The 12,485-nt window shown below is 62.4% G+C and carries 6 protein-coding genes; 2 read left to right on the top strand and 4 right to left on the bottom strand.

Annotation, left to right across the window (positions count from 1 at the left end):
- Positions 1 to 37 precede the first annotated feature (37 nt).
- A complete protein-coding gene (locus tag QEZ49_RS16905; RefSeq protein WP_280388586.1) occupies positions 38 to 2,539 on the bottom strand; it encodes a penicillin-binding protein 1A in 2,502 nt (833 codons plus the stop codon).
- A gap of 280 nt (positions 2,540 to 2,819) precedes the next feature.
- Entirely contained in the window at positions 2,820 to 4,100 is a 1,281-nt protein-coding gene (locus tag QEZ49_RS16900; RefSeq protein WP_280388508.1) for an N-acetylmuramoyl-L-alanine amidase, read from the bottom strand.
- A 949-nt stretch (positions 4,101 to 5,049) separates the two neighbouring features.
- Between QEZ49_RS16900 and QEZ49_RS16895 the strand changes: the two genes are divergently transcribed.
- Positions 5,050 to 8,319 carry a ribonuclease E/G gene (locus QEZ49_RS16895; protein WP_280388507.1) on the top strand — a complete coding sequence of 1,090 codons (3,270 nt, stop codon included), beginning with the start codon at positions 5,050 to 5,052 and terminating at the stop codon, positions 8,317 to 8,319.
- A 401-nt stretch (positions 8,320 to 8,720) separates the two neighbouring features.
- Here QEZ49_RS16895 and QEZ49_RS16890 read toward each other — a convergent pair whose 3' ends face one another.
- The gene (locus QEZ49_RS16890; protein ID WP_280388506.1) at positions 8,721 to 9,434 is read right to left on the bottom strand and encodes a Spy/CpxP family protein refolding chaperone; all 714 of its coding nucleotides are present in this window, start codon (positions 9,432 to 9,434) and stop codon (positions 8,721 to 8,723) included.
- A gap of 113 nt (positions 9,435 to 9,547) precedes the next feature.
- Positions 9,548 to 10,789, bottom strand: a complete 1,242-nt coding sequence (locus tag QEZ49_RS16885; protein WP_280388505.1) for an aminotransferase class I/II-fold pyridoxal phosphate-dependent enzyme — start codon at positions 10,787 to 10,789, stop codon at positions 9,548 to 9,550.
- Between the two features lie 328 nt (positions 10,790 to 11,117).
- Here QEZ49_RS16885 and QEZ49_RS16880 point away from each other — a divergent pair, with 328 nt between their 5' ends.
- The gene (locus QEZ49_RS16880; protein ID WP_280388504.1) at positions 11,118 to 12,434 is read left to right on the top strand and encodes a M48 family metalloprotease; all 1,317 of its coding nucleotides are present in this window, start codon (positions 11,118 to 11,120) and stop codon (positions 12,432 to 12,434) included.
- Positions 12,435 to 12,485 lie beyond the last annotated feature (51 nt).

Genomic DNA, 12,485 nt, shown 5'->3' with positions numbered 1-12,485 from the left:
CATTCGTTGCGCGCAGACTGTCCGGCATGACGCAATTTTACCAAAGACCGCCGCCGGAGCCGAACGTGGGCGCACGGCGGCGCGGGGCAGGCTCGTAATATTCCTCTTCGATGCCGCCAGTCTGGTTATAGCCCGCACCACCACCGCCCTGATCGGAAAAGCCGATGACGGAATAGGCGTCGTCCGGTTCTTCGTCGGGCTTGAAGGCTTCCATGAAGCTGTTGGGATCTTCAGCACCCGCGCGCAGGCCGGTCTGCAGGTTGACGCGCGCCAGCCGGATGCCCGGCGGAACACGGAACGGAGCCGCCGGCTTGTCAGCCAGCGCAGCCTTAATGAAATCGGCGAACACGGGCGCCGCCAGCTTGCCGCCGGTGTTGCCCTTGCCCATCGGCCTTGGCGTATCGTAACCGATGAAAACGCCGACCACGAGATCGGGCGAATAGCCGACGAACCAAGCGTCTTTTTCTTCGTTGGTGGTGCCGGTCTTGCCCGCCAGCGGACGATCCAGCTTCTTCAGCGACTGAGCGGTGCCGCGCTGAATGACGCCCTCCAGAATGGAAGTCATCTGATAGGCGGTGTGCGGATCGATGATTTGCGGCCGATCGTCGAAGATCTCCGGCTCTTCCTGTCCGTTCCAGGCTTCCGAGTTGCAGCCCTCGCAGACACGCCGATCATGGCGCCACACCGTGCGTCCCCAGCGATCCTGAATGCGATCGATCAGCGTGGGGCGCACCTGATGGCCGCCATTCGCAATCGAGCAATAGGCGGTGGCAAGGCGCAGCAGCGTCGTTTCACCCGCGCCCAGCGACATCGACAGCACCGGCAGCAGATCGTCATAGATGCCGAACCGCTTGGCGTAATCGGTTATGAGCGGCATGCCGAGATCCTGCGCCAGACGCACGGTCATCTGGTTACGCGATTTCTCGATGCCGAAACGCAGCGTCGACGGCCCTGCGGAATGGGATTTCTCGTAGTTCTCCGGCCGCCAGATGTCCTGCCCCGGTCCCTGCTCGATTTCGATCGGCGCGTCGAGAATGATCGACGTCGGCTTGTAGCCATTGTCCAGCGCGGCCGCATAGACGAACGGCTTGAACACAGAACCGGGCTGACGGCGGGCCTGAATGGCGCGGTCGAACTGGCTGATCGAGAATGAGAAGCCGCCCACATCGGCCAGCACTCGGCCGGTGTTGGGATCGAGAGCTACAATGCCGCCGCCCACCTGAGGGATCTGCATCAGCGTCCAGACGCCGGCCAGATTTTCAGGGTTCTTAGGCGCAACGTAAATCACATCGCCCAGCGCAACGACGTCATTGATCGTCTTCGGCGCGGTTCTCGTCTTGGCGGACCTGGCCCACTTCACTTCCTCGAAGGTCAGCTCGATGGCTTCACGCTTGCCGACCAGCGATCCGTCCTGCTGCTTCTCCGGACGCAAGCCGACGACGGCCTTGCCGCCTTCAATCTTGAGAACCACACCCAGGCGCCACGGCAGCAACCCGGTCGGGGTCTTCACATCATCCAGCGCCTTGCCCCAATCGCCGTTGATGTCCAGCCGCTCGACAGGTCCGCGCCAACCGGTGGTGCGGTCAAACGCGACCAGGCCATCGACAAGCGCGTTGCGCGCGAACTGCTGCAGATTGGGATCGAGCGTGGTGCGAACCGAAAGCCCGCCACCATAGAGCTTGTCTTCACCGAACTGCGACAGCAGCGTGCGGCGCACTTCCTCAGCGAAGAAGTCAGCCGCGAAAATGTGCGGGCCGGTCTGGCGCAGGTTGACGCCCAGCGGCTTGGCTTTTTCCTCTGCCGCTTCCTCAGCGGTGATGTAGCCGTTTTCCAGCATCTGGCCGATGATCCAGTCGCGACGGATCAGCGCCTGCTTTTCGCGCCGGAACGGATGATAGTTATTCGGGCCCTTCGGCAGCGCTGCAAGATATGCGACCTCCGAGATGGAAAGGTCGTGCAGCTCCTTGTTGAAGTAGCTGAGGCTGGCTGCCGCGATGCCATAGGCACCGATGCCGAAATAGATCTCGTTGAGATAGAGCTCGAGGATCTTGTCCTTGGAATAGGCACTCTCGATACGGACAGCGAGTATCGCTTCCTTGAGTTTGCGCTCCATCGAGCGTTCCGAACTCAAAAGGAAGTTCTTCGCCACCTGCTGCGTGATCGTAGAGCCACCTTCAGCGCGCCGGTCGCTGCCGCTCATCTTGGCCTCGACGATCTTGAACACGGCGCGGCCGATGCCCTGAATGTCGATGCCGTTGTGCTCGTAGAAGCGCTTGTCCTCGGCGGAAAGGAACGCCGCGATGACCCGCTTGGGGATCGTGTTGATCGGCACGAAGATGCGCCGCTCGCGGGCATACTCGGCAATGAGCGAGCCGTTGTTCGCGTGGATACGCGTCATCACCGGCGGCTCGTACTTCGCCAGGCTCTCGTAATCGGGCAGATCCTGCGACGTCTTCCAGAGGATGTATCCGGCGCCAGCAGCGGCGCAGAGGAACACCACCACACCGGCAGCGAACGCGAAGCCCAGAAAACGCAGCAGCAGGCTCTTGCGCCGCTTACGCGGACGCTGCTGACGCGGAGGCGGCGGCTGTTGCTGCCTGCGACGAGGTGGTTGGACGGGCGGATAGATAGGTTCGTCCGGGTATAGGGGCGGCTCGCGCATCAACCTCTGGGTCCGTTGATCCGTGCAGGGGCGGCGGGTCTGGCTTGTTTGCTGCGCGACCTCGACACGGGGAGGGCGAGCCTGCGATCAAGGCACATTAGCACGGAATGTGGCATCAAGTCGTCGCCCTGCGGAGAATAGATAACGCTGAGACGGTTCAACGCGCCGTAGCCGTACGTCGGGAGAAATACGCATCAACGGCCGAACCAATCGAGGCGGCAACACGACGCTGCCACGCCGCCGACTGCAAAAGCTCCTCGTCCTTCGGGTTGCTCATGTAACCGAGCTCAACCAGAACGGACGGTGTATCTGCCTGACGCAACACCTTGAATGCGGCCGAGCGCTGCGGACGGGAGGAAAGCGAGATGCTTTGCCCCATGCGCTTCACCAGGATGTTCGAGAAATCGGCCGAGAAGTTGGAAGTCTCGCGCTTGAGCAGATCGATCAGAATGTTGCGGACATCCCCCTCGCCCTCGAACGCTGAAGTCTGCAATCCGGCAACGGCGTCCGAGTTGTTTTCCTTCTCGGCCATACGGCGCGCTTCCTCGTCCGAGGCATCCTCAGAAAGGGTGTAAACCGTTGCGCCGCGAACATTTTTTGCCAGACCCTTCTGGGCGATGGCATCGGCGTGGAGAGATATAAAGAGATCGGCGTCCAGTTCGCGTGACATCTGCACACGGCGGTCGAGCGGAACGAACACATCCGTTTTGCGCGTCATGCGCACGTCGTAGCGACCACTGGCTGCAAGCTGCGACCTCAGCGCGAGCGCTACCGCCAGAACAACCGTTTTTTCTTTGACGTTGCCGGCGCTTGTCGTCCCCGGGTCAATGCCGCCATGGCCAGCATCGATCACAACCAGCGGCTTGGCACGCGTCACCTTGGGGGCGCGCTCAATCTCCCGACCCGGCGACGCTGTGGGTGCCGGAGGCGCGCCCTTTGCAACATCCCGCTGCGGAACAGGCGGCGCGGGCGGCGGCTGAGGCTGTGCCCCTGCTCCAGTGCCAGCCCCGAAGGCGTGCGCGGAAGTTGGGACCAGCTCAATGATCAGTTCAACCGCCTGCCCATCCTTTGGATTCATAGCGGCGTGCTTGATGACAACCGGGCCGTTCGCATCCATGACGATGCGCGCCTTGCCCTCGGATACCAGGCCATAACGGAACGCAGAAATCAGGCCGCCGCCCTTTTCGCCTGAGCCTTCAGGCAGATGAAACGCAACCTCTGGCAGATCGACCACGACGCGATAGGGATCAGCCAGGGTGAAGATCTCGGCCCGCACACCATTTGAGAGGCCGAGCCGAAACGTCGTCTGTTTGCTGTCGCCGGTCAGTTCGGCGCGCTTGGCCTGCGCAGCCTTCGTTTTGCGGTGGACGCTGGCGGTCTGAGCGTAGGCCTCCGGGATCGCAATTAAAGTCGATGCGAGCACAACCAGTGCCGCCAAGGCCAGCCGCCCTACATAAAGGCATGCGCCTCTAAATCGGAGGAACTGCTTCGTCCCACGCTTAAGATCGGCGGCGACCGCAGCATAGGTTTCGAGGTCGCGATGCCAACGCGTCCTCGGCAAAACCCACCGATTATGTTGCAGATGCTGCTGCATCCTCCCCCGCCGGTCAGCGGCCCCCTGCGCAATCATTTTAACCAAACGTTTTCCGATTTTCCTACAAATTGCATGAGGTTGGTCGAAAAGCTCGCGCGCCGTGACTTATAACACGCTTGCAAGCCTACCGGCGAACCCGTACTTTCAACGTCGTTGATGCAGTGGCGCTCTTGCTTGGACATTTGTGCGCCGCAAGAACGAGTCGGACGGGCAACCGCTCAATTCGTTCGCGCCGGTTCGCCGTTCTCCGCATGGGACGGAGCCTCTGCAGCTTAGGGTCAGTGGTTCGCTCCCGCGCCCGCATGCTTGCGCTCAAGGTCTTTTTGACCATGGAGCCTTTGCCCAACAGGGCCGAGCTTGCGCCCGGCGTGACGTAAACTGCCTGAATCCGCGGCAATCATCGCCCGTGCGCTCCGCCACATCGCCAGTGAAAGGCTGGCGAGAGGAGCAGGCGGCGTACCGCCCGGCCACCCCTTCCGACATGGGGGAACTTATAGCGGCAGCGTGACCGCTCGCTTCCGTGTTCGATGGTGAAAGATTTTTTCGCAATGCTGAACTTCGGTACCAGCCAACTGCAGGCTCCTGCGCGCTACCGTCGGCGCCGCGGAGAACGTCCGGCGCTGTCCGGCTGCGGACGGCTGTGTGCTGCGCCTCCATCCCCAACTTTTCATCTAACCAACAAAATCAAGCGCGCCTCAGATTGGCGCCGCTCCGTCCGTCACCCAATTCGTAGTCAGCGGATTGAGGCTGCAAGCGGCAGAGGGGCCAGCCCGCGCGCCAAGGAACCCCCAGCATGTCCAACAACAAGATGCTTATTGATGCCACGCATCCGGAGGAGACCCGGGTCGTGGTGCTCCGGAACGGCCGGGTAGAGGAGTTTGACTTCGAGTCCGCAGCTCGCAAGCTGCTGCGTGGCAACATCTATCTGGCAAAGGTAACCCGGGTTGAGCCGTCGCTACAGGCGGCATTCGTAGAATATGGCGGCAACCGCCATGGCTTCCTGGCCTTCAACGAAATCCATCCGGATTACTATCAGATCCCCATGGCCGACCGTCAGGCGCTTCTCGATGAAGAAGCCGCCGCGGAAGCTGCTGAGGAAGCGGCTGTCGACGCACACGCCGAAGCTCTGGCCCGCCGTCAGGCTGCTTCCGGAGCAGATGACAGCGATGACGACGACGCCTCGCACGACGATGGTGACGAGGTGGTCGATATTATCGATATCGAGCCCCACGCCGGTGATGACTCGGACGATGACGACGCTGACCATGCCGCTGGCTCGGATGCGTCCGATGAGCCGCGCGCCAGCTATACGGCAGCAGCCACCGCTCCGGCCGATGATCGCCTGACGGAAAACGTCGACGGCAACACGGCCGCCAACGAAAACACCTATGTCGATGTCGACTTTTCAGTTCTCTCCAGCCTGCCCGCCGCAGAACCGGCGGATGCCTCCGCTGGTGACGTATCCACCACTGATGCCGGTAACAGCACCGCCGTCGCCGTGCGCAGTGGCAAGGATAGCGCCGCCGCTGAGGTTGAGCACGTCGCCACCGGCGAAGATGCGCTGGAAGAACTGGTCTCGCGCCCGCGCCGCCGTCCGCGCAGCTACAAAATCCAGGAAGTCATCAAGCGTCGCCAGGTCATTCTGGTGCAGGTCGTCAAGGAAGAGCGCGGCAACAAGGGTGCAGCCCTCACCACCTACCTGTCGCTGGCCGGCCGTTACACCGTGTTGATGCCCAACACCGCCCGCGGTGGTGGCATCTCGCGCAAGATCACCCAGCCGCAGGACAGAAAGCGCCTGAAGGCCATTGCTGCCGAGCTGGAAGTGCCGGAGGGCATGGGCCTCATCATCCGCACGGCCGGTGCTGCGCGCACCAAGCAGGAGATCAAGCGCGACTTCGAATACCTGCTGCGCCTGTGGGAGAGCGTGCGCGACCTGACGCTGGAGAGCCAGGCTCCCGACCTCGTCTATGAGGAAGGCGACCTCATCAAGCGCTCGATCCGCGATCTCTATAACAAGGACATCGACGAAGTCGTCGTGGCTGGCGATGAAGCCCACCATGAGGCCAAGGACTTCATGCGCATGCTCATGCCGAGCCATGCCAAGAACGTGACGCTGTATCAGGAGCCGGAACCGCTGTTCACGCGCTTCCAGATCGAGCGTCAGCTCAACGCGATGTTCAGCCCGTACGTGACGCTGCGCTCCGGCGGTTATCTGGTTATCAACCAGACGGAAGCGCTGGTGGCCATCGACGTCAACTCCGGCAAGGCAACGCGCGAATTCTCGATCGAGGAAACCGCCTATCACACCAACCTTGAGGCCGCCGACGAGATTGCCCGTCAGCTCCAGCTGCGCGACCTCGCGGGCCTCATCGTCATCGACTTCATCGACATGGAGGAGAAGCGCAACAACCGTGCTGTCGAACGCCGGTTGAAGGAAGCGCTGCGCTTTGACCGTGCCCGCATTCAGGTTGGCCACATCAGCCACTTCGGCCTGATGGAAATGTCGCGCCAGCGGTTGCGCACCGGCGTGCTGGAAGGCTCAACCTCACAGTGCCCGCACTGCCAGGGCACGGGCATCATCCGCTCCACCGAAAGCGTGGCACTGGCGGTTCTGCGCGGGCTTGAGGACGCGATCATGGCCGGGGCTCGCACCTCGCTGATCGCAACCACCACCCCGACCGTCGCGCTCTATATTCTCAACAACAAGCGTCCGTTCATCATCGACATGGAAGCCCGTCTGGGCCTGCCGATCATGGTGACAGGCTCTGACAAGCTGGCTGGCGCCAACTTCACCATCGAAAAAGGTGCCGCTCCGGTGCAGGCCCCGCGCCGTGCTGAACGCAATGTCGTCAACATGGAATCCGGCTTCGAAAGCGATGACGAAGGCGGCGTCTATGAAGGCCGCGAGACGAACGGGCACAGCCACAGCCAGTCGTCGCAAGGTCACAGCCATAGTCATTCCCACAGCCACAGCGAGGACGATCGCAACGGCTCGTCGGACGAAGGCGGATCGCGTCGCCGTCGCCGTCGTCGTCGCGGCGGACGCCGTGGCGAGCGCGAAAACGGTAACGGCTATGCCGCCGACAGCGCCAGCGACAATGGCGAGTTCAACGCCGAGCATGATGACGCTCCGCAGGAATTCGACGGACCGGAAGACGTTTATACGTCGGAAGGCGGCGAGGGCGCGGAACATCACGACGAAACGCACGCCAGCCATGGAGACGGCGAAGCGGGCTCCGAGCGCACGGGAGGCCGTCGGCGGCGCCGCGGCCGGAGGGGCGGTCGGCGCGGCCGTGAGCGCAACGCTCAGCGTGTTGAAGGCGAGACTTCGGACGATCATGGGCCGCAAGACTATGCAGTGACTGCGGACCAGCCCGACTACTACACGTCTGTCGGCGACACCGCTGCCTATGCTGGCGACGACTCTGCCGGCGACAACGGCGATGACCACGGCCACCAGCATGACCATGCCGATGTTGCAGTTGTCGAGACCGCATCGGAGCGCGGCAGCGAGCGTGTAACCGCTGTCGAAGCTGAAGCTGCGCCGTTGCAGCACAGCGAAGCATCCGTCGAAAGCGCGTCTGCGTCTTCAGCTGTTGTTGAAGCTGATCACAGTGCAACGTTCTCAGCCGACGCAGCAGCGCCGGCAATTGAAGCTGAGGCTGATAACGCCACGGAAGAGAAGGAAAGCGCTCCGGCTCCGCGCCGCTCGCGGGCTTCCCGCTCCGCCGCCAAGGCCGCCGAAGCTGCCGAGTCCGATGCCGAAAATGACGTTGCCAGCAGCATCGAAACTGCGGCTGCCAACGCCGACGCAGAACGTGCGCCAACTCTTGCCCCTGTCAGCAATGGCGCGGCCAATGCTGAACACGCATCTACGTCCGCCGCGGAAGCAGTGGTCGAGCCAGCTGCGGCTCCGCGTCGTTCAAACGTCACCGGCGAGCCGCGCCTTGAGCGCGTCGTGATCAGCCAGTCTAGCGATGTCGAAGTCGTCACCGAGGATGCCGCACCCGCAGCGCCCGCGCGCAAGGGCTGGTGGCAGCGCAAGCTCGGTGGCGGTGAGTAACGGCACACGGCGCGGAAGCTCGGCGCACATAACTGCGCCGAGCAGCACCCCGACGAAGACTGCACATCGCACTCGCAGATAAGACAAAAAAGGCCGGAGCATTTCTGCTCCGGCCTTTTTGCTTTTGCGTAGCGGTCTGCGGATTTAGCGCGGGGGAAGAACGCAAGTCCGATCCGCTGGACGTTACTCAGGGGGAAGAGCCGGGAGAGGAAGGGGAGCGCGCCAGCGACCCTGAATGTCAGGCATCCAGAAGTTACGCCGACGCGCCTTTGCAGACCTGTAGCCTTTCAGCGTTTGGCGGAACGGCTCCAGGTTTGTTGTGTCGTGCTTCTTGTCGGAAAACCGGTTCCCACTTTCCCGGAAGCACTCTCAATCACCGAGGGAAGCGATGATGGTTAGGGTCAGTCCGCTTCAGGTGCTTCAGGAGCGTCGGGGGCATCCGGGCCAGCATCAGCATGCTGAGGTCCATGGCCACCGTGCGGGCCGGGGCCGCCATGACGCGGGCCGTGATCACCGTGCTTGCCGTGGTGACCCCGTTTGCCCTTGTCACACATCTTCTTGCCGTGGTGCTTGCCCGCGTGATGCGGGCCGGCGGTGAAGCGTGCAAGCACGTGATCGGCCACTTCCTTCTGTTCATCGCTGAACGAGTCATAAAGCGGCTTCAGCGTCGCTGCGAATTCCTTGGAGCTGGCCGCGCTCTTGGTCATGCGCTCGGCCATCTTCGTCATGCCTTCGCTGCGCTTCTCAACGCGCTCAAGCAGGTCCGGACGCTCACGCTTCTCACCCTTTTCCTTAGCTTCCTTGCGCTCGGCGCGGCGCTCTTCAAACTTCTTTTTCCACTCTTCGCGCTGCTGCTTTCGATCAGCAGCACGGGCGCGGATCTGCTCTTCCAGCGGCGCCCAGAGCTTTTCCTGCTCCGGTGTCAGATTCAGCGCCGTCTTGGCCTTGGCGATGTCTCCATCAAGCAAACGGGCCATTACTTCCGGTGACGGGCCGCGCTTGTCGCTGCGCTCAACCGCTGGGCCATCGGCCGGCGGCTGCTGTGCCAGTACGATGGTGGCCGGGATGGTTGCGGCCATCAGCGTTACGGCAAGCGCGCGTGACAGTTTATTCATGGATTCTGCTCCTGATCCGTTTTCACCAGCAGCCGGGGGATTGCCGCTGTTGACCTAAGAACGCAGTCGCATCTCCGATCCGTCGCCCGCCGACGAAAAAGTTCAAAACAATTCTAGGCTCTGCCGTTTGCCCAGACTTGCAGGCGGCGCGCGGCTTCCGCCATGTCGGCTGTGGTTCCCGCATAGGAAAAGCGCAGGAACTGGCCGCCACGCTGGGCGTCGAAGTCGTTACCGGGCGTTAACGCCACGCCGGCTTCATCAAGCAGGGTGCGCGCCAATGCCGCCGCGTCGTGAGATCCGGTGTCACGAAGCAACTCACCAACGTTACAATAAAGATAGAATGCGCCATCCGCCGGCGCGAACTGCGTGAAGCCTGCGTGCGGCAGCTCCGCCAGCAACAGCTCGCGATTGGCGGCGTACACGTCGCGATTGGCTTCGAGCTCGTCACGCGCATCGAATGCACCGAGCGCGGCGGCCTGCGCGATCGACGGCGGCGAAATGTAAAGGTTCTGTGTCAGCCGCTCGACCGCGCGGATCAAACGGTGCGGCACAACCATCCAGCCGATGCGCCAGCCAGTCATCGAAAAATACTTCGAGAAACTATTGATGACGATGGCGTCGTCGCTGCAGGCAAGCGCGGTGTCGGCCGGGCGTGTGTACGTCAGGCCGTGATAGATCTCATCGGAGATGAAGCGCACGCCGTGCTGCTGACAAACATCAGTCAGAGCGCGCAGCCGCTCCTGCGAAATCATCGTGCCGGTTGGATTGGCTGGGCTGGCGATCAGCAGTCCCTTGATGCCGTCGCGCTTGATGGCACGCAGCACGTCGTCAGGATCAGGCATCCAGTCATTCGAAGGCCCGGTTTCAAGCAGCACCGAGCGCTGCCCCAGCGCCGACAGGATATGCCTATAACAAGGGTAGCCCGGCGACGGTAGCGCAACGGTATCGCCAGCATCAAACAGCGACAGAAACGTCAGCACGAATGCTGCGGACGATCCTGCCGTGACCGCGATGCGCTCCGGCGCAACGTTGAGGCCATGCTGATCGGCGTAATGGCGTGCAATGCGCGCGCGCAATACATCGTTGCCCAGCGCCATGGTGTAGCCCAGCGTATCATTCTGCAGCGCACGGGCAGCGACGTCACGCGCCACGCGCGGCGCGGGTGTGCCGGGCTGCCCCACCTCCATGTGGATGATATGCCGACCGGCGTTTTCAGCTTCCAGCGCCGCCCGCATGACGTCCATGACGATAAAGCTGGGGACATCACTGCGCAGCGATGCAATCTGCCCGGCTGCGTCTGCGGTTGCCAGAGCTGCGGAAGCCGCCTCCAGTCGGTTCACCTGTTGATCTGTCATAGGTTTTCCATCACGCAGATGTCATTGGGCATATTCGGGTTTTATCCGCATCGCCCCAAAACGGCCCACCGGACCATCCATAATGTGCGTCACGGCGCATATCCGGTGCCGGACGGCTGTAGCAGAGATCCGTTCTCACAGCGGCTTATAGGCCGTGGCACCGTCCCCATCCATGCCTTACGTTGACGCCGTTCAGGGCCACTACTAGGCTCGCAGCCGACCGTGAATTCCCTGTCAGGAGAGCTGGGTTCTGCCGACGATGCTGTCAATCACCAAGACAAAGTGGTCGCGGTTCGCCGCCTTCTTCGGGCTTTTCTGCTGCGCCTTGGTGGCAAGCCTCCCACAGGATGCATCCGCCCAGGGCGTGCCGCTCATCCGCGACACCGAAATCGAGAACGTGCTGAACGACTATGCGCAGCCGCTGTTCAAGGCTGCGGGCTTCGGCGCCGGTCGCATCCGCATGCGCATCGTACAAAGCGACGCGTTCAACGCTTTCGTGCTCGATGGCAAGAACGTGTTCGTGCATACGGGCACGCTGATGCAGGCCAACACGCCGAATGAAGTGATCGGCGTGATTGCGCACGAAACCGGCCACATCACCGGCGGCCACATGGCCGCCCTGCGCGCGCGCATCGCCAAGGATCAGACCCGCGCGCTGCTGGCGCAAATTCTCGGTATCGGCCTGATGGTGGCTGGCGGCGTTTCCGGTTCCGACAGTCTCGGCGGCGCCGGTCAGGGCGTGATGTTCGGCGGCAATGAAGTGATCATGCGTTCGCTGCTGGCCGAACGGCGCCAGCAGGAATCCGCCGCCGATCAGGCTGGCCTGACACTGCTAAACGCAACCCGGCAGTCCGGCCGCGGTATGCTGACGACGTTCGAGCGCTTCGCCGCGCAGGAGTATATCTCCGACGCGCAGAAGGAAGCATTTGCGCGCAGCCATCCCCTCTCGACGGACCGTCTCGCGCGGTTGCGCAAGCTGGTGGAGACCAGTCCCCATTACGGCAACAAGGACAGCGCTGAACTGCAACTGCGCCACGACCTGATGCGCGCCAAGCTCTCCGGCTATCTCGAAAAGCCGCAGACGGTGTTCAACCGCTATCCAACCTCCGACAATTCGCTACCCGCACGCTATGCGCGCGCGCTGGCCCGCTTCTTCCAGGGCGGACCGGGGGCACTGGATGCCGCCATGGCTCAAGTCGATGGGCTATTGGCAACCCGGCCTGACTATCCCTATTTCTGGGAGGTGAAGGGCGATCTGCTGATGCGGTCCGGTCGTACGCGCGATGCCATTGCGCCGCTGCGTCAGGCCCTGAAGCTTGCGCCCAATGCCAGCCTGATCCGCGTTCAGCTTGCTGGCGCGTTGCAGGAGACGCAGGGCGAGCAGGGCGTCAATGAATCCATTACGCTGCTGCGCAAATCGCTTATCGAAGATGAGAACCCGCGTGCCTATCGTCTGCTCGCCAACAGCTATTACAAGATGGGCCGACGCCCGGAGGCGGACGCCATGATCGCGCAGGCCTACTTTCTTGAGGGCAACCTCAAGCAGGCTCAACTGTTCGCCAAGCGCGCCCAGACCAAGCTGCGTCAGGGCACGCCGGAGTGGCTGAAGAACGACGACATCATTAACTACAAACCACAAACCTGATCGCTCGCCTGCGCTCTGCGTTGCCATCTAGCTTGAAGCGCTGCGACATCC

This window comes from Hyphomicrobium sp. D-2, from assembly GCF_029872155.1.
Lineage (GTDB): Bacteria > Pseudomonadota > Alphaproteobacteria > Rhizobiales > Hyphomicrobiaceae > Hyphomicrobium_A.
This window is presented reverse-complemented; position numbering and strand designations above follow the sequence as displayed.